General features: G+C 50.2%; 18 protein-coding genes. 5 read left to right on the top strand and 13 right to left on the bottom strand.

Going from position 1 to position 17,624, the window contains the following annotated elements:
* Positions 1–173 precede the first annotated feature (173 nt).
* The 5 genes from ACTQ53_RS05695 to ACTQ53_RS05715 all read left to right on the top strand — a co-directional run bounded on the left by ACTQ53_RS05695 (position 174) and on the right by ACTQ53_RS05715 (position 4,207).
* A complete protein-coding gene (locus tag ACTQ53_RS05695; protein ID WP_441932393.1) occupies positions 174–2,480 on the top strand; it encodes a BT4734/BF3469 family protein in 2,307 nt (768 codons plus the stop codon).
* Positions 2,481–2,508: 28 nt separating this feature from the next.
* On the top strand, positions 2,509–2,793 hold the full coding sequence (locus ACTQ53_RS05700; protein WP_295348556.1) for a DUF4248 domain-containing protein: 285 nt from the start codon (positions 2,509–2,511) through the stop codon (positions 2,791–2,793).
* Positions 2,794–2,954: 161 nt separating this feature from the next.
* Positions 2,955–3,476 carry an HU family DNA-binding protein gene (locus ACTQ53_RS05705; protein WP_295348555.1) on the top strand — a complete coding sequence of 174 codons (522 nt, stop codon included), beginning with the start codon at positions 2,955–2,957 and terminating at the stop codon, positions 3,474–3,476.
* An 82-nt stretch (positions 3,477–3,558) separates the two neighbouring features.
* Positions 3,559–4,071, top strand: coding sequence for an N-acetylmuramoyl-L-alanine amidase (locus tag ACTQ53_RS05710; protein ID WP_295348553.1), 513 nt, complete (start codon positions 3,559–3,561; stop codon positions 4,069–4,071).
* A 43-nt stretch (positions 4,072–4,114) separates the two neighbouring features.
* Positions 4,115–4,207, top strand: coding sequence for a smalltalk protein (locus ACTQ53_RS05715; RefSeq protein WP_153073356.1), 93 nt, complete (start codon positions 4,115–4,117; stop codon positions 4,205–4,207).
* 37 nt (positions 4,208–4,244) lie between these two features.
* Here ACTQ53_RS05715 and ACTQ53_RS05720 read toward each other — a convergent pair whose 3' ends face one another.
* From ACTQ53_RS05720 to atpD, 13 genes are all read right to left on the bottom strand, one after another.
* Positions 4,245–4,961, bottom strand: a complete 717-nt coding sequence (locus tag ACTQ53_RS05720) for a CpsB/CapC family capsule biosynthesis tyrosine phosphatase (RefSeq protein WP_295348551.1) — start codon at positions 4,959–4,961, stop codon at positions 4,245–4,247.
* 6 nt (positions 4,962–4,967) lie between these two features.
* On the bottom strand, positions 4,968–7,490 hold the full coding sequence (locus ACTQ53_RS05725; protein WP_441932394.1) for a GumC family protein: 2,523 nt from the start codon (positions 7,488–7,490) through the stop codon (positions 4,968–4,970).
* 170 nt (positions 7,491–7,660) lie between these two features.
* Positions 7,661–8,458: a polysaccharide biosynthesis/export family protein gene (locus tag ACTQ53_RS05730; protein ID WP_441932395.1), complete on the bottom strand. Its 798-nt coding sequence runs from the start codon at positions 8,456–8,458 to the stop codon at positions 7,661–7,663.
* 6 nt (positions 8,459–8,464) lie between these two features.
* Positions 8,465–9,124 carry a UpxY family transcription antiterminator gene (locus tag ACTQ53_RS05735; protein WP_441932396.1) on the bottom strand — a complete coding sequence of 220 codons (660 nt, stop codon included), beginning with the start codon at positions 9,122–9,124 and terminating at the stop codon, positions 8,465–8,467.
* Positions 9,125–9,519: 395 nt separating this feature from the next.
* Positions 9,520–10,494, bottom strand: a complete 975-nt coding sequence (locus ACTQ53_RS05740; protein ID WP_441932397.1) for a F0F1 ATP synthase subunit gamma — start codon at positions 10,492–10,494, stop codon at positions 9,520–9,522.
* 6 nt (positions 10,495–10,500) lie between these two features.
* Complete coding sequence (atpA, locus tag ACTQ53_RS05745) at positions 10,501–12,087, bottom strand: F0F1 ATP synthase subunit alpha (RefSeq protein ID WP_294971670.1); 1,587 nt, start codon at positions 12,085–12,087, stop codon at positions 10,501–10,503.
* Positions 12,088–12,267: 180 nt separating this feature from the next.
* On the bottom strand, positions 12,268–12,804 hold the full coding sequence (locus ACTQ53_RS05750) for a F0F1 ATP synthase subunit delta (protein WP_441932398.1): 537 nt from the start codon (positions 12,802–12,804) through the stop codon (positions 12,268–12,270).
* A gap of 8 nt (positions 12,805–12,812) precedes the next feature.
* The gene (gene atpF, locus ACTQ53_RS05755; RefSeq protein WP_441932399.1) at positions 12,813–13,313 is read right to left on the bottom strand and encodes a F0F1 ATP synthase subunit B; all 501 of its coding nucleotides are present in this window, start codon (positions 13,311–13,313) and stop codon (positions 12,813–12,815) included.
* 142 nt (positions 13,314–13,455) lie between these two features.
* Positions 13,456–13,695 (bottom strand): ATP synthase F0 subunit C, encoded by a 240-nt coding sequence (gene atpE / locus ACTQ53_RS05760; protein WP_006846851.1) that lies wholly within the window; start codon positions 13,693–13,695, stop codon positions 13,456–13,458.
* 126 nt (positions 13,696–13,821) lie between these two features.
* Complete coding sequence (gene atpB / locus ACTQ53_RS05765; RefSeq protein WP_441932400.1) at positions 13,822–14,928, bottom strand: F0F1 ATP synthase subunit A; 1,107 nt, start codon at positions 14,926–14,928, stop codon at positions 13,822–13,824.
* 221 nt (positions 14,929–15,149) lie between these two features.
* Complete coding sequence (locus ACTQ53_RS05770; RefSeq protein WP_441932401.1) at positions 15,150–15,593, bottom strand: hypothetical protein; 444 nt, start codon at positions 15,591–15,593, stop codon at positions 15,150–15,152.
* A 75-nt stretch (positions 15,594–15,668) separates the two neighbouring features.
* Positions 15,669–15,908, bottom strand: a complete 240-nt coding sequence (gene atpC / locus ACTQ53_RS05775) for an ATP synthase F1 subunit epsilon (protein ID WP_203038663.1) — start codon at positions 15,906–15,908, stop codon at positions 15,669–15,671.
* An 18-nt stretch (positions 15,909–15,926) separates the two neighbouring features.
* Positions 15,927–17,453 (bottom strand): F0F1 ATP synthase subunit beta, encoded by a 1,527-nt coding sequence (atpD, locus tag ACTQ53_RS05780; RefSeq protein WP_153123500.1) that lies wholly within the window; start codon positions 17,451–17,453, stop codon positions 15,927–15,929.
* Positions 17,454–17,624 lie beyond the last annotated feature (171 nt).

The raw sequence follows: 17,624 nt of genomic DNA on the forward strand, positions 1-17,624 counted from the left end.
AATCCTTGATTCCCATGACTTCACTTTTGATTTTTTTGAAAAACATTTTAAATAATTTTATATTATGTTCCAAAATCGGAACTTTTTGATTTCAATGCCAAATTTTATGCTTAGCTTTGCAGCGGAATCAATATGATTCAATTTAAAAAAAACTTATAATTATTTGCTTAAAAATGGCAACAACAGAACAACAACAAAAACAAGAAATGGTATTACCATCTTTCTTCTATGCTATCGCCTGCAGCGAAAGCAGACAACTCGTCAGTCTTGATGAACTGCAGCGAATCATCACCCTCGACGCCATGACCCAGGCTCGTACCGAAGACTACCGCAAGAACATGCGCATCAGCAGCGAGCTCGCTCATCAAACCAAGGTGATGATGCCAGGCATCACTACCTCCGTGCTCATGGACGGACGGGGCAAGGAACTGCGCAACGTGGTGAAGACCACCCAGATGATTGCCGTGGACATCGACAAGATTCCTGCAGAAAAGATGAAGGAGGTCGTACAGAAGGCGGACGCCGACCCTCATACCATGATGAGGTTCATCACCGTGAGCCAACGGGGCCTGCGCATCATCTCCAGATACCTGCCCATAGATGACGACGAGGTGACCGCACTGGAACTTTTCGATGTGATCATACGCAAGGCGATGAGCTATTACAGTAAGTTGCTAGGCGTGCCTGCCGACGAGCAATGTGCAGACATCACCCGGATGTGCGGACTCGCACACGACCCTACCGCCTACTTCCATTGGGACGCAGAGCCTTTCGGCCTGGACACCCACGACCTGAAGGCGCTCTACACCAAGAAGGCCAACGAGGCGAAATATGCCAAACGTGCCAGCAAGCGCAAGCGAAACAGCCAGAAGATGGTGGCACTGGGCAAGGGGGTTCCCTCGATGGACGAGGCAGCACAGCACATACTGAACCTACTCGACACGTGGGGCTACAAGTTTGAGAGCGGTGCCCACAACGAGTATGTGCACCACTTCGGCAAGGTGTGCGTGCGCTATGGCATAGACAAGGAAGAGGCAATGGCCTACGCCAAGAGCAACTTCAGTTCCGACTATCCCGATGCTGACAGCGTGATGAAATCATGCTACAAGCACACCGACAAGCTAGGCACCTGGCACTTCTACCGCAAAGGCGAAGGCTTCTCGGGTAAGCCGACCGTCAAGGTAATCAAGCAGTGGCTCTCGATGAGATACGAGTTTCACCACAATGAGGTGACGGGATTTCACGAGGTGCTGAGCCGCGATATAATCAAAGGCAAATACCATAAGTGGACCCGGATCGACGACAACATAGAGAACACCTTCTGGACCCAGATGGACGAGATGGGACTCGAAGTGAGCGCCATCAAGCTGCACGCCATCATCAACAGCGACTTCAGCGAGCCTTGGGATCCCTTCGACGAATATCTCAGGAGTCTGCCCAAATGGGACGGAAAGACCGACTACATCGACGAGCTTGCCAACCGGGTAACCATCAACTATTGCCCTGGCTACCACCACTCGCAGGAAGAGTTCAGATACTTCTTCAAGAAATGGCTCGTATCGATGGTGGTGGCATGGGTATCGCCGAGAGTGGTGAGCCAGACCATCCTGATATTCATCGGGAGGGGTGGCATCAACAAAACCACATTCTTCTATTATATCCTGCCACCATGCCTGCGCCAGTACTTCATCAACGAGTCAACCGCCAACTATACCGACAAGGACTTCATGGAGGCTTTCTCAAGCAAGGCACTCATATGCCTCGACGAGCTGGAGTCTACCTTCGGCAAGGGGCTGAGCGCCCTCAAGAGCAACGTCACCAAGCTGGTGTTCTCCATCCGCCGACCCTACGACAAGTATCGTTCGGAACTGCTGCACCGTGGTGCCCTCTGTGGCACCAGCAACAGCATACAGATCATCACCGACGAGGAGAACCGCCGCTACTCACCATGGTTCGTAGACAATATCGAGAGCCCTAGGGAGACACCCATCGACTACCAGCACGTCTATGCCCAGGCTGTAGCTCTGGGACAAGAGGTAACCAATCGGGTGAAGAACCAGGAAGAGGGATGGGTATACTGGCTCACCACCGCCGACATAGACGTGATGAGGGAGCACAACAGCATGTTCATGGTTTCCAACTTCATGGAAGACCAGATACTGCGCTTCTACAAGGTGCCGAAATCAGACACCGACCCTCAATATGTAAAGTTCCGCTTTTCATCGGAAATCATGGAGCGCATAGGCGGAAGTCCCGCCCTGAGCCGCAACATGAGTCACCAGAACCTGAGCGCCGTGATGCAGCGACTGGGATTCAAGAAGGTACACCGCGCCAAAGGCAACGGATGGCTCGTGATAGAGAAGAATCCGGGAGAAATCAACACCGAGGCGATCTGCAGTCCAAACGAATGCGCAGAAACGTACCTGAAACCGTACAGAGCCGTAGCCACGGATAGCCAGAATGGTTCTGACCAACAGTAAACAGCGTTCTGGCAAGTGCTAACCAGCATTGCCAGCAACGCTAAGTATCATCAAGAGAAACGCTAAGTATCATTACCGCGGTTCTCATAAAAGTCAATTCTATATGAAGATCAAGATATACAAGAAATACGAGCTTGCCAAGCTCTACTTTCCGGAGCAGTCGAAACACGTGGCACTAAACCACCTGATGCGGATGGTGAACCACTGTCCGCCCCTGCTTGAGGCCCTGCAAAGAGAGGGCTACGAACGGTTGGCGAAGACCTTCACCATGCGCCAGACGCTACTCATCTATGAGTATCTGGGCGAGCCATAATACTGAGTTTTCCAGTTTTATGCCCCATCGTATCCCTATCTCACCCCTATCGTACAGAAGCCTCTTCTGAAAGTCGTATCTTTGCAACCGTAAACAAGAACCAAGCACTGCGCAGCGCTTTAATACATGAAACACGAACCATAAAACAATTTATTAGCCTTATGATTGAGTACGATTTGAAGAAGAACAACAACAAGAAGAACGTGAAGGCTTATGGCAAGTACTACGCCAAGCCCCACGTAAGTGAAACTGTAGATCTCGATGAGCTCGCCGACCACATGCATGGTCACAACTCTCCATTCTCAGCCGGGACCATCAAGGGCATCCTCATCGATGCCGTGACCCACATCAAGGAGCTCCTGCTCATGGGCAAGAATGTAAAGCTGGACAACCTCGCCATCTTCTACATCAGCATCAAGAACAAGATGGGTGCAGAGAACGCCGACGACTTCACCGTATCTAAGAACATCGAAGGAGTGAGAATGAAAGCCCGCGCCACGGGCGACTTCCGCTACGTGAATCTCAACCTCGACGCCAACTTGAAGAAGTATGGTGCTAAGAAAAAGAAGTCTTCCACCACCGACTCCGGAACGACTACGCCACCGGAAAGTACAGACAAGAGCGACTCAGGCTCTGGCTCCACCACTAACCCAGGCAGCGATTCGGGAGAAGTAGGACTGTAGTAACTGGGATTGCATATCCCCGTTATCTCTTAACTGGGATTGCAAATCCCCTTAACTAGTTTTTAAAATCAATTGACCGAAAATGACACAAGATCGATTTCCGATGACGATTGGCGGCGAGGAGGTGCTCAATGAGCATCTCCTGCTCGCCTACACTGAGAACGGCGAGATGATGGACTCACCTCTGAGCGTCCGTTTTCTCGTAATTCATTGCTCGGCAACACGTGCCGACCGTAACTACACCGACAAGCAACTGATGCGCGACCACAAGAAGCGTGGATTCCGCACCGTGGGCTACCACTTCTATGTACACAAGGACGGAAGCATCACGCAGTTCAGAAAGCTGTTGGAGGTGGGCTCACATGCCCGCCCCTACAACCGCTGCTCCATCGGCATCTGCTACGAGGGCGGGCTGGATGACGAGGGCCGTCCTGCCGACACCCTGACCCGCGCCCAGTATGACGCGATGTGGAATCTGCTGCGCAAGCTCAAAATCACGTTTCCACAGGCGCAGATTGTAGGGCACCGCGACTTGCCGGGAACGACTCCTAAGGAGTGTCCTTGCTTCGATGCAGCGAAAAAATTTCCACTTTAATGTGGAATGCTTAATGTTGAATGTTAAATGTTAAATTTGAACTATGAAGAAAGAAACCATCAAGAAGGTGATCAATTTCATCATCACCGTACTTACCGCCGTAGCTAGCGCATTCTGCGTACAGAGCTGCCAGTAAATTCCCAGTAATCAAACCTAAACCTTAAGTTCTAATTCTACCAGTATCGCCAGTAGATGCTGAGGCGATGCATGTCGCTGCCCACGAAGTCGTACATATCGTGCTTCATGAGCCACTTGCATCGCTTCTGCACCTTCTTGCCATACTGCCCATCTATCGAGAACGCATTTCGCTGGAACTTGATGCCCATCAACTTGAGCTTCTCGTAGTCGCGCTTCTCCATATAGAGGTAGCGCTCAGGATGGGCAAGCACGGGCGTGTAGCCCTTGTTCTTGATGCGCTCCAGGAGGGCATGAAAATTCATCGGGGCAGAGAAGATGCTCGTCTCCACCAACAGGAGCTTGCCATCCTCGCCCAGCGGCAACAGGTCGTTTGCCTTCAGGCGCTTTTCGAAGAGCGCATCTAGCATATTTTCGGCTGCGAGATGCAGCCGGAGCATTTTTCTGTCAGCAGGGTTTCGCTCGGCGAAGTCCTGCTGATATTGTTTCTGGAAGTCGGCAAATACTTGGCGCAAATGGGTGGTCCCGTTGGGTACGTCTTCCATAATATGAGGCGTAAGCCAGACATCCCTCATGCCTGCGCCTTCGTAAAGGCACAACATTTCCAACGACTTCTTTACCTCTTGAAATCCGTCGTCCACGCCGGGCAGGATGTGGCAGTGCCAGTCGATGCCGCCGGGGAGTCTCTCTGATGGTGCTTTCCTGCTTGCCGTCGGATTGCAAATCCAACGGAACGCCTCACGGAATATATTCATATTTTTCTATTCTTTTATCCAATTTCCTACTTTCCTATTTTGCACCTCCCCATTCTTGTCGGAGCCGTAGTGGTAGCCGTAGCCATAGCCATAGTGGTAGCCATAGCGATAATAGTGGCCGTAGCGGCCGCCCTGAGCCTTGGTTCCGTTCAGAATGAGCGACATATTCTTGAATTTCTTGTCCTTGTAGAGCTGCTCGAGGTCGCCCAGCAAACTGCGCTGCATCAAGCCCGAGCGTACCACGAAGATGGTGCGGTCGGCAAGTTTCTCTATAATCTGGGTATCTGCCACGATTTCCACTGGTGGACAGTCGATGAACACATAATCGTACTCAGCCCTCACCTGCCTGATCATCTCGCCCAGACGGTCGGTGAAGAGGAGCTCCGTAGGGTTAGGCGGCATGGTACCGATAGGCAGCACGTCGAAGCCCTCCACCAGTCCATACTCCTCGCCATGACAGATGATACCCTTCAGGTCATCGGTCCTGCCGTTGAGATAGTCGCTGAGTCCCTCGCCAGGGCTGCCCACGAGCATGGATGTGGAACCATGGCGGAGGTCACCATCGATGACGAGCACCTTCTTCTCCTTGATGGCGAGCGACATGGCGATGTTGCCTGCCAGATGAGTCTTGCCCGAGCCTATGTTGAAAGACGTAAGGATGATGACGTTCTGCTCGGGATGGGTGCCTATCATGAACTCCAGGTTAGTGCGCAGCACGCGGAACGCCTCGTTCACGATGTCGCGCTTGCCTGCCTTCACCACAATCTGTCGCGTCTCCTTCGGCTTCTTCCAGAACTGGATGCGCTGCAGAAGAGTTGGTCTGTTCTTGCGACTGATGCTGTATGGTATCTCACCGAGGAATGGTATGGTGATGTTCTTGAGGTCGTTTCTGCCCCTCACCGTCGTATTCATGTTCTCACGGATAAATATGACTACCACAGGTATCAGGACTCCGAGAACGAAAGCCACGAGGATGATGTTGCGGCGCACAGGCTGCACGGGCTTGGTGTCGCCCGTAGGAGGGGTGATGATGCGGGTGTTGTAGGCGGTGAAAGCCTTGGAAAGCTCGTTTTCCTCTCTCTTCTGCAAGAGGAAGAGGTAGAGCGCCTCCTTCACCTTCTGCTGGCGACCCACTGTTTGCAGGTACTTTGCCTGGCTAGGGTTGCTGGCTATCTGGCTGGTGGTCTGCGCCTCGTTTGCCTGCAGGTTGCCAAGCTGCGAGTTGAGTGTCACCACGAAGTTGTCGATACTGGTCACGATGCTATGGCGCATGGAGGCGAGGTTCTGGTCATAGTCAGCCACCAATGGGTTCTGCTCGCTGGAGTTAGCCACCAGGTTGTTGCGCTCCAGCTGCTGCTTGTTGTATTCGGTAATCTGCTGCTCGATGCCCGGGCTGTCGATGCCGATATTGGCTGGCAGGAGCTGGTTCTTGCCCACCTTGCCCGTCAGGAAGTCGCGCAGGTAGCGTGCCATGGAGAGGCGTGAGTTCAGCTCGAGTATCTGCTTGTCTACGTCGCCGCTCTTCTGCATGTATTGCTGTGCGGCGGTCTCTACGTCGGGCAGCAGATTGCGGCTCTTGAACGAGGAGATGTCCTTGTCTACGTCGCCCAGTTCCCGCTCGATGACGCCCAGGCGATCGGTGATGAAATGGGAGGTAGAGACGGTCATCTGGTTCTTGTCCTCCATCCAGTTCTTGCGGTATACGGAGATGATGGTGTTCAGCACGTCCTCGGCGCGCTGGGTGATCTGGTCCTTATAGGTCAGGTCGATGACTGTTGCCTTCTCCTCGCTGATGCTTGCCGAGAGCGACGCCTTGATATGGTCGGTCATGGCATAGAGGTTGGTGCGGGTTACATGCAGTTTCCTGCTCTCATGTCCATTGATGAAGGCTGAATAGCCCGGTGCCAGGTCTACGCATACATGGCCCATCGCCGTGCGGACGGTCTGGCCCAGCTTGCCCTGTACCTCCTCGTCCGATTCCACTTGGTTTCCAGCCTTGTCGGTGCCACTCACATGTACGATGGAAAACAGGTTGCCATGCTTTACTTCTACATCCAAATTGGCGCTCTGCATATCGTTCAAGCTATAGAAATGAACGGTTACAGGCAGCGTTCTGCCATAGAGAGCCACAGGATGGAAGGTACCGTCTTCACTGTAGTTTACGTCGAGTTTGAGCTGCTTGCCTGCCTCCAGCAAGACGGCTGGCGACTGGATGGCAATCAACTCGTTGTTGACGTTCGACTTGCCTCCCGAGAGTCCCATGTCGGAGAACATACTGGCCACATCGCTGTTGATGCTCTGGCTCTTGCCGTCTTCCTTGATGAGGATGGATGCCGTGCGCTGATAGACACCCGGCGTGGAGAGGAGGTAATAAGTGGCTATGCCCAGGGTGACGACGAGCGAGATGACAAACCATCGCCAGCGCACAAGGCACAGATACATTAAGTCTTGCAGACGAATGAAGTCATCTGCCTGCTGGGGGCGACGAACCAGAGCATTCTGCATCGTCGCTTGATTATTCTGAATCATTGAATTTGAAAGTTGTTTTTTTGCATGTAGGGAAGTTAAGGGAAGTTAGAGGGAAGTTAAGGGACAAATGTCCTAAGTTTAAGCTAGGAGACTATTGTCTCTTAACTTCCCGAACGACCGTAGGGAGTGATAACTCCTTTAACTTCCTGATATGCGAAAGTTCAGTTACATTATTTCTTGATAAGTACCGCCACGCTGGTGGCAAGTGAGGCAAGGCTAATCCAGAAGCCCGTGCTCCTGACATTGTTGCCATTGACCGTACTCTGGCGAGCCTTGGTCTCGTTGGGGCTGATGTAAACCACGTCGTTCTGTTGCAGGTAATATACCGGACTGTTGAACACGCTGTTTCCCGAGCAGAGATTGATCTTGTATATCTTCTGGTGACCGTTTTCCTGGCGCAGCACCATCACGTCTTCGCGGGTACCATAGATGGTCAGGTCGCCTGCCTTGCTGAGGGCATCGAGAATGGTTACTTTCTCGTCCTCGATTTCATACTGTCCAGGGCGTGCCACCTCACCAATCACCGAATAGTGGAGATTTGTCAGGCTGACAGTCACAACGGGATCCTTCACCAAGTTGCGATCCACAAGAAGTTTCTTGATTCCCTCGGCAATCTGCTCTCGGGTACGGCCTGCCACATGCAGGGTGCCCAGCACAGGGAAGTCGATGTTGCCCTTGCTGTCTACCGTATAATAATAGGCATCCTTGGCGATGGTCGACGTAGAGTAGCTGGTGGCGGTTCCCGTAAGGCTGAAGAGCTGTGTGATCTGTGGATCCTTGCTCTTCACTCCGATGTAGAGTTTATCTGTTGGCTTGGCGGTGATCACCGCACTTTTCAGATTGATTAGCGTGTCAGGATTTTGGTTAAAATCCTGGAAATAAGCTATTTGTTGTGGGGTTCCACAAGCAGACAGGACAAGAAGTCCCGTACAAAAAGCTCCAGAAAGCAATGAATTACGATATTTCATATAATTTTATATTTTTTCTAGAAAACATCTTGGTATATAGGTGGTGGCGACGGCACAGACCCCGTCTATCGACACGATGAGGCGATGGTCGCCATTGATGCGCTTGATTTCGCCCTCCAGACCTTTGAACCTGCCGTCGATGACCCTGACACGTTCTCCTTTCTTCCAGTTGAAGGCTCCGTCCTCGAAATATTCCAGCCCCTTCTGGTCGCCCGACGATACCATCATGAACATCTGCATCTGTCGCTTGGGAATGGCGATGGGCTGTGGGTCGAAGTCCACCAGCTGGCGATATAGCCTTGCCTTGCCACGCAGTTCCCGCTCCAGGCATAGTGCCTGTAGCTTGTTGCTGCGCATGAAGAAAAGCGAGGGTATGAGTGGGCGCTCCACCACAATCTTCTTGCCTTGGCTGTTTACTAGTCTCTCTTTTACGAAGGGGGCGTAATATTCCATCACATCGCCCATCATATCTTCGGGGAATGTGTTTATCATCTGGTCAGGATCCTTAAGCACGTTGTTGAAAAGGTTGAACTGGTCTCGGCAAAGCGCCACTTTGTTCATGTACACGCGCATGGCATACCATGATGCCTCTGTCTTGGCTGGTTCGCCAAGAGTCCCGGCTTGTATGCTTAGAGAATGATAGATATCTTTTATTGAATTGTCCATTCTTTCATTTTAAGTATTCTTATACAGACACATTTTCTCTTCCCCCTTATGTCGAAACAAGTCGTCACAAGCAGCAAGGAGATTGAGACAGTATACTTCCCGTAAAGCTTCTGTCGTTCGGAGCAACCCTGATCCAGGCGATGCTGTACCCGCAATCCCATTTGGGTAACTAAGCCTCATATTTTCTGGTTTAGTTCTCAAACGCGCCGCAAAGTTAACAAAAAAAAAAAAACGAAAGAATGTTAGCGCTACTTTAGATAAAATTAGTTTTTTTTAGTATTTTCCTAATATTTGTTAATTTTACTGTTTTGTTTGCATACAAAACATAAAATCGGGGTAAATCTCTTTCAATAAGTGATTTACCCCGATTAAACATTATACAGATGGAAGGAAACTTAGTTGTTTACGCTACCTCCCACAATATCAAGCAATTCATTGGTAATGGCCTGTTGACGACTCTTGTTGTACTGCAAGTTGAGTTCGCGCAAGAGTTCATCGGCATTATCCGTAGCGGTCTGCATGGCCACCATGCGGGCAGCATGCTCACTCGCCTGACTGTCCAGCAAGGCTGTGAAGAGCATGAGATGCAGCTGCTTAGGAATCAATACACCGAGAACGGTCTCCAAGTCTGGCTCCACGATGAAGTCATCGTTCAGAGGTTTAGCCTCTGAAGTCTTTCTTTCATTCTCCTCAGCCTGTTTCTTGCGTAGATACTCCTGCGCCTTAGCTGTAACCACATTAGAGGTGAGATCTCTGTCGTTATCCCCTCCTATTGCCTCTGTGCTGAGGTCGATAGGCAGGAAGGTCTTGCGGGTCAGAATCTGCGAGCCGGCACTCTTGAAGTGGTGATAGATCATCTCCACCTTGTCGAGTTCGCCAGCCGCATACTGCTTGGCAAGATTACTGGCGATGTCGGCACATGCGCTTGAATTAGGATGATCGGCAAGATCCATGAAGTTGCCGCCAATCTTGAGTCCCAGCTTCTGTGTTTTCTCAGCCACCTTTCTTCCGATAGGATAAACCGTGATGTCGTCAATGCCCTGAGCCTTATACTCGTCCACCGCATGCATCATCATCTTGATGACGTTGGAATTGAATCCACCGCACAAGCTGCTGTTGGAACTGTAAACCACGAGAGCCACTCGCTTGGTTTCCTTGTGCTCCACCTGCAACTCATGGTCCACATTCGGAGTACTCACCAGGAAGCTCTTGAGGATATGTTCCAGCATATTCTCGTAAGGCAGCATGTTCTGTATAGCCACCTGTGCATGATGCAGTTTGCTCGAAGCCACCATCTTCATGGCACTCGTAATCTTACGTGTACTGTTGACGCTGGCGATGCGAGTCTTAATCTCTTTTAACGACGGCATAGGCTATTACGCTTTATATTGTCCTGCAACATTAGCCATGGTCTCCTCGACTGCCTTAATGGCCTCGTCGGTGAGCTTACCATCGCCTAAAGTCTGAATCACATCGGCGTGCTGGCTGCGCATAGCGTCGAGGAACAGATCCTGGCACTCGCGAACCTTGTCCATTGGCACGTCGTGCATCAATCCGTGCACACCGCAATAGAGGATAGCTACCTGCTCGCCTACCGGCATTGGGCGGTACTGAGGCTGAACCAGCAACTGGTCGTTCTTACGGCCACGGTCCAGTGTCATTGCTGTTACGGCATCCATATCGCTAGAGAACTTGGAGAAGGCCTCCAGCTCACGATACTGAGCCATATCAATCTTCAGTGTACCAGCCACCTTCTTCATACTCTTGATCTGGGCAGAACCACCTACACGGGATACGGAGATACCTACGTTGATAGCTGGACGGAAGCCCTGGTTGAAGAGGTTGGTCTCAAGGAAAATCTGACCGTCGGTGATGGAAATCACGTTGGTTGGGATGTATGCTGATACGTCACCAGCCTGTGTCTCGATGATAGGGAGGGCTGTCAAGGAACCGCCACCCTTAACGTGACCCTTCATGCACTCTGGAAGGTCGTTCATCTGCTCGGCTACCTCCTGCTGGTCGTTGATACGAGCTGCACGCTCCAACAGACGAGAATGGAGATAGAAGACATCACCAGGGTAAGCCTCACGTCCGGATGGACGGCGGAGGATCAGGGATACCTCACGGTAAGCCACAGCCTGCTTACTCAAGTCATCGTATACTACGAGAGCTGAGTAACCGCGGTCGCGGAAATACTCACCGATGGCTGCACCGGCAAATGGTGCATAGTACTGCATCGCAGCTGGATCGGCAGCGGTAGCACTTACGATGATGGTATATGGCAGGGCGCCATGCTCCTTAAGGTTCTGTACCAATGCAGCAACGGTAGAAGCTTTCTGACCGATGGCTACATAGATACAATATACTGGCTTGCCAGCCTCATAGAAACTCTTCTGGTTGATGATGGTATCCACTGCGATGGCAGTCTTACCGGTCTGGCGGTCGCCGATGATCAACTCACGCTGTCCACGACCGATAGGAATCATAGAGTCTACAGCCTTCAAACCTGTCTGAAGTGGTTCCTTCACTGGCTGGCGATAGATAACACCAGGAGCCTTGCGGTCCAATGGCATTTCGAAGGCATCAGTAAGGTCGATGTCACCCAGACCATCAATAGCCTGACCCAGAGGGTTTACGACACGTCCGAGGAAGTTGTCGTTTACGCGGATAGAAGCGATACGGTGTGTACGCTTCACGCTCTGTCCCTCCTTGATGCCAGCAGTAGGACCTAAGAGGACACAACCTACATTGTCTTCCTCCAAGTTCATGACAATCGCCATAGTGCCGTTCTCGAACTCAAGAAGTTCGTTAGCCTCTGCGTTGCGGAGTCCGTAGATACGTGCCACACCATCGCTGACGGTGAGAACAGTACCGACCTCATCAAACTTTTCAGAGCTATTCACCTCCTGCAGTTGCTGCTGAAGAACTTCAGACACTTCACTTGGTTTAATTTTATCTGACATTGTTTATTTATTTTAATTGTTAAATGAGGAGTTAAGGAGTTGAAAGAAGTTAAAGGAGTTAAGACAATAGCTTATCTTATATCCAGTTTCTCTCATTATTAAGAAGTCCTCCTGTTTTATCAGGATAAAGGTGTTGTCTTAACTCCTTTAACTTCTTAAATTCTTAACTACTCAAAAAAATTACTTTTTGAGCTGTGTCAGAATGTTGTTGAGCTTAGTCTTTACGCTCGCATCCATTCTGTAAGTATCATACTCAAGGATGAAACCACCGATGATATCCGGGTTCACCTCAGTCTTGAACTCCACAGTACCTTGCGTTCTCTGCTCCACCATCTTGCGCATCTTATCCTCAGTAGAGGCGTCAACGGCAGTGGCGGTGATCAGCTTACCGCGGATGATGTTCTTCTGTTTCCTGTAAAGAGTGATATACGAAGCAGCCATGAATTGCAGGGTGCTCTCCCTATCCTCCTTCAGAACGAGTGCGATGAACTTCTTGCTCAGCTCGGATGGGTTGTTGCCCAGGGCTGTGGTGAGAAGCGCCTGCTTCTTGTCTTTAGAGAGCATAGGGTTGTCTATCGTAAATCTCAGTTCAGGCACGTCGATGTAGCTCTTGTAGAGCGTCTGCATCTCCTGGTAGACCTGATCTTCGAGCTTCATGCTGAGTGCGCTCTTGATGAGGGCACGGGCATAACGCACCGATATTACACCTATATCCATAAGCTTTACTATTTGTTGTCAGAAGAAACCTCGTCCAGCAGTCGATTTATCATATCCATCTGTGCCTTGTCGTCAGAGAGCTTAGCCTTGAGCACCTTCTCAGCAATCTGAACAGAGAGTTCAGCCACCTGACCGCGGATTTCGCGAATGGCGTTCTGCTTCTCCGAATCAATCTGTGCCTTGGCGTCAGAGAGGAGTCTTGCTCCCTCTTCGCGAGCCTTATTCTGTGCTTTCTCTACGATGGCGTCGCGTGTTTCGGCAGCCTCTCTGAGGATGGCAGCCTGCTTCTCGCGCGCTTCCTGCAAGATGGATTCACCTTCTTTTTGGATATTGGCAAGCTTCTCGTTGGCCTCGTGAGCTTTCTTCAGGCTCTCGTCGATGAAGGCCTTGCGCTCGGTCACCATCTTGACGATGGCTCCGAAACCAGCCTTTCTCAAGATGACGAAGACAATCAGAAAAACGACTGTCATCCAAAAGAGCAAACCGCTATCAGGAATCAATAAATCCATATATACTGGTTAAAGTTTTACTTAAACGTTTTTATTTTAACTAACTCTAGAATAGTCTCTATCCTACCCCGGCTTCAGAATCCGGCAGAAACTCTGGAGGATATCCTTGATCCGGGGCTGATGATAGTGACATATGAGATGATTACATAACGATTGCCAAGATGGCGATGATGACAGCGAAGAACGCAACACCCTCAACCAACGCAGCTGCAATAATCATAGAAGAACGGAGGTCACCCATCTTCTCTGGCTGGCGTGCCATAGCATCCATAGCCTGGCCACCAATGCGACCGATACCAATACCTGCGCCAATAGCGGCCAAACCTGCACCTACTGCGGCACCCAACTTTGCAATCTCTGCTGCTAATAAAAGTGATAACATAATCTTATAATTTAAGTTGTTAATATTTTCTTTATTTATTGTTTAATTGAAATTTTGCCTCTACATCAAATCATGAAGTCCAATGTTCAAACTTCTCATAAAGTTCAAACTTCAAAGTTCAATGTATTAAGCAACCTCTGGCTCAGCCTCATGAGACTTTACATGAGCCAGCGAGATGAATACTGCACTCAGCATGGTGAATACCAATGCCTGAATGTAGCTTACCAATACTTCGAGGAGCATCATGAAGACACTCATCGCAATACTTACTGCTGTCATACCCGTACCTGCCACATAGTTGGCGATAGCATTCTCACTGATGTTGAACATGATGAAAATGATAGCCGCAAACGAAAGTGCGATGGCGTGACCCGCCATCATGTTGGCGAAGAGTCGGATAATCAAAGCCAACGGTTTCGTGAAGATACCGAAAAGCTCGATGAATGGCATCAATGGCACTGGAACCTTCAGCCAGGTTGGTACTTCTGGCCAGAAGATGTCCTTCCAGTATTCCTTCGTACCGGTGAAGTTGGTGATCAGGAAGGTCGTCACACCGAAGAATGCGGTGCAGGCGATATTACCTGTCAGGTTACCACCACCTGGAGGGAATGGTACGATACCCATGATGTTGGCCACGAAGATGAAGAAGAAGCAAGTAAGCAGCCATGGTGCATACTTAGGGGCTTCCTTACCCAGTGTAGCCTGGATCACATCGTCATATACCGACATGACGAACATGTGCATCAGTCCTGTAAATCCCTTTGGTGCAGGGTCATCCACCTTGTGCTTCCTGCACCAGCTGGCTGGTATCAGGATGCAGAGCAACAGGATGATAGCGTCGATGAAGAGCACGCAAACGGTCTTCGTGATGGAGATGTCGAGAGGACGAACCTCCTGACCTCCCACCTTCTCTACTATCTTGTTGGGATTCGTCTGTGCATCACCGTTCTTGATGACGAGGTTGAATGGTCCCGGACGGTCTCCGTTGGCATCCTTCTCTTCCGAGAATTGGCTGCTGCAGAAGACGTGCCAGCCCGTTGAGCTCTTCACGATGATAGGCAGATGAATCACTACGGGATGATCTCCCACCTTAGTGATATGCCATTCATAAGAATCCTTGATATGACCCCACAATATCTCTTTCACGTCGATGTCTTCCTTGGCCGATACCTGCACAGGTGCCAGCGTGAAGAGCAGCATCGCCATCAAGAGGAATTGCTTGAGATGTTTCATATTCTTTAATTCTTACTTTTGTTTATTAATTATTCGCAAGTGAGGGAATTGATTGAAGTTAAAGAAGTTATCACTCCCTACGGTCGTTCTGGACGTTAAGGGACAATAGTCTTCTAGCGTAAAACGTAGGACATGTGTCCCTTAACTTCCTGCTAACTTCCCTAACTTCACTTAACTTCCCTATATGCGAAAGTTCAGTTAATTATTTGTTTCAGAACCGCTTATGAAAGACGGTTCTTTTTCTCTACCCGAGCGAAGTAGATGCAGTCGAACACGAGAAGCACTACATAGAACAGGGCGAAGATGGCAGTGAATCCCAGGATGTTCTGCCTGTCGCATACCAGCACGTAGATGAGGAACACCAGTGTACCGGCCATCAGCTTCAAGACCAATGCCGCCAGGTAGAACTTGGCGAGATTGGCGGGAGATGATTTAGCCACAGCCTTCCAGGCTTCACCATAAGCAGTACTTGCAACGAGCGAGAATATCGCACTCACTACCAGCGGGTTAACAACCCGTGGCAGAATATCATCGCATAAGGCAGAAACCCTACAGGCAAAGAGCACGGCAAGAGCCACTGCTGCTGTAAGCCACAAAGAAATCTGCTTATACCTGATACTCGCCTGTCTGATAGTCTGCAAGCGCAACTTTTCTTCTTTTTCCATTGTTCTAAGTATAATGTATAATTGACAATGTACAATATATAATTATTAATTGTTAATTATCAATTATTAATTAATCTAAACTTCTACGCAAAGGCTTACTTCGTTTTTCTTACATTCCACGAATCCGCCCTTGATGTTCATTGCCTGCTTGCCTTCCTTGGTGGTATACTCTACCTTGCCCACTTCGAGCGAAGAGATGATAGGTGCGTGGTCTTTGAGAATCTCGAACGAGCCGAGGGTTCCCGGAACCAGTACGCTCTCCACCTCACCCTGGAAGACTACTTTCTCAGGAGATACTATCTTTAGCTGTAACATAAGCCGTGGATTTAAAGATTACGCCTGTGCTGCTGCGAGCAACTGCTTAGCCTTCTCCTTCGCATCCTCGATAGTACCTACGTTGAGGAATGCCTGCTCTGGCAGGTCGTCTACCTCGCCGTCAAGGATGGCGTTGAAGCCCTTGATAGTCTCTTCGATAGGAACCATCACACCCTTCAGACCGGTAAACTGCTCGGCTACGGTGAATGGCTGACTCAGGAAACGCTGTACACGACGTGCACGGTTCACGGTCAACTTATCCTCATCCGAAAGTTCATCCATACCGAGGATGGCGATGATATCCTGCAACTCGTTGTAACGCTGCAGCAACTGCTTTACTCGCTGTGCACAATCGTAGTGAGCCTTGCCCACAATCAGTGGGTCGAGGATACGAGAGGTTGAACCCAGTGGGTCTACAGCAGGATAGATACCGAGAGAGGCAATCTTACGGGAAAGCTCTGTGGTAGCATCCAGGTGGGTAAAGGTGGTAGCTGGAGCAGGGTCGGTCAAGTCGTCGGCAGGAACGTATACAGCCTGCACGGAAGTGATGGAACCGTTCTTGGTAGAAGTGATTCGCTCCTGCATGGCACCCATCTCAGAAGCCAGTGTTGGCTGATAACCTACGGCTGATGGCATACGACCGAGCAACGCAGAAACCTCAGAACCAGCCTGGGTGAAACGGAAGATGTTGTCGATGAAGAACATGATATCTGCTGCCTCACCGTCCTTGCCTCCGTGGTCACGGAACTCCTCGGCAACGGTCAGTCCTGAAAGCGCTACTGAAGCACGTGCCCCAGGTGGCTCGTTCATCTGTCCGTATACCAGGGTAGCCTGACTCTTTGCCAGCTCCTCTGGGTCTACGAGAGAAAGATCCCACTTACCTTCGTCCATTGCCTTTCTGAACTTCTCACCATACTTGATAACGCCAGACTCGAGCATGTCTCGAATCAAGTCGTTACCCTCACGGGTACGCTCACCTACACCTGCGAATACAGAGTATCCGTTGTGTCCCTTGGCAATGTTGTTGATCAACTCCATGATGAGCACGGTCTTACCTACACCGGCACCACCGAAAAGACCAATCTTACCACCCTTCATGTAAGGCTCGAGCAGGTCGATGACCTTGATACCGGTAGCAAGCATCTCCTTGTGGGTTGACAGTTCGTCAAACTTAGGAGCTTCGCGGTGGATAGGATAAGCGCCCTTCATGTCCAATTCTTTCATACCATCAATAGGCTGTCCGATGACATTCATCATACGGCCCTTGATCTGCTCACCTGCCGGCATGACGATAGGATTGCCTGTAGAGACAACCTCCAAGCCACGCTGCAAGCCGTCGGTGTTGTCCATAGCAACGCAGCGCACTGTGTCCTCACCGATGTGCTGCTGCACCTCTATGACCAGTTCGCGTCCGTCTGGGCGTTTCACCTTCAGAGCTTCGTAGATCTTAGGAAGCACCTTCTCAGGATTCTCGCCCTTGGTATCGAAGTAAACGTCGATAACCGGACCGATGATCTGCGAGATGCGTCCGTTAATTTGTGACATAAGCTTATTAATTTAAAGATTATTTTTTATATTATTTTTCTATTGTTCTATTCGCTCGAAATCAGGAATAGGAGTTGTATCAGCTTCTTTCTTGACCAAGTAGATAGTGGGGAGATTCGCCTAGTGGCTTCGCCCCTGTTTTGCCCGGGAACTGACGAACCTCGCCCATGG

Source organism: Prevotella sp. Sow4_E9_plate (genome assembly GCF_052116205.1).
Taxonomy (GTDB): Bacteria; Bacteroidota; Bacteroidia; order Bacteroidales; family Bacteroidaceae; genus Prevotella.

Excerpts from the sequence above, each read along its gene's own strand:
- ACTQ53_RS05705 (WP_295348555.1), top strand. The coding sequence starts at position 2,955 with ATGATTGAGTACGATTTGAAGAAGAACAACAACAAGAAGAACGTGAAG.
- ACTQ53_RS05750 (WP_441932398.1), bottom strand. The coding sequence starts at position 12,804 with ATGGATATAGGTGTAATATCGGTGCGTTATGCCCGTGCCCTCATCAAG.
- atpA (WP_294971670.1), bottom strand. The coding sequence starts at position 12,087 with ATGTCAGATAAAATTAAACCAAGTGAAGTGTCTGAAGTTCTTCAGCAG.
- ACTQ53_RS05715 (WP_153073356.1), top strand. The coding sequence starts at position 4,115 with ATGAAGAAAGAAACCATCAAGAAGGTGATCAATTTCATCATCACCGTA.
- ACTQ53_RS05735 (WP_441932396.1), bottom strand. The coding sequence starts at position 9,124 with ATGGACAATTCAATAAAAGATATCTATCATTCTCTAAGCATACAAGCC.
- atpE (WP_006846851.1), bottom strand. The coding sequence starts at position 13,695 with ATGTTATCACTTTTATTAGCAGCAGAGATTGCAAAGTTGGGTGCCGCA.
- atpD (WP_153123500.1), bottom strand. The coding sequence starts at position 17,453 with ATGTCACAAATTAACGGACGCATCTCGCAGATCATCGGTCCGGTTATC.
- atpB (WP_441932400.1), bottom strand. The coding sequence starts at position 14,928 with ATGAAACATCTCAAGCAATTCCTCTTGATGGCGATGCTGCTCTTCACG.
- ACTQ53_RS05770 (WP_441932401.1), bottom strand. The coding sequence starts at position 15,593 with ATGGAAAAAGAAGAAAAGTTGCGCTTGCAGACTATCAGACAGGCGAGT.
- ACTQ53_RS05710 (WP_295348553.1), top strand. The coding sequence starts at position 3,559 with ATGACACAAGATCGATTTCCGATGACGATTGGCGGCGAGGAGGTGCTC.
- ACTQ53_RS05740 (WP_441932397.1), bottom strand. The coding sequence starts at position 10,494 with ATGCCGTCGTTAAAAGAGATTAAGACTCGCATCGCCAGCGTCAACAGT.
- ACTQ53_RS05695 (WP_441932393.1), top strand. The coding sequence starts at position 174 with ATGGCAACAACAGAACAACAACAAAAACAAGAAATGGTATTACCATCT.
- ACTQ53_RS05730 (WP_441932395.1), bottom strand. The coding sequence starts at position 8,458 with ATGAAATATCGTAATTCATTGCTTTCTGGAGCTTTTTGTACGGGACTT.
- atpC (WP_203038663.1), bottom strand. The coding sequence starts at position 15,908 with ATGTTACAGCTAAAGATAGTATCTCCTGAGAAAGTAGTCTTCCAGGGT.
- ACTQ53_RS05720 (WP_295348551.1), bottom strand. The coding sequence starts at position 4,961 with ATGAATATATTCCGTGAGGCGTTCCGTTGGATTTGCAATCCGACGGCA.
- ACTQ53_RS05725 (WP_441932394.1), bottom strand. The coding sequence starts at position 7,490 with ATGATTCAGAATAATCAAGCGACGATGCAGAATGCTCTGGTTCGTCGC.
- atpF (WP_441932399.1), bottom strand. The coding sequence starts at position 13,313 with ATGGATTTATTGATTCCTGATAGCGGTTTGCTCTTTTGGATGACAGTC.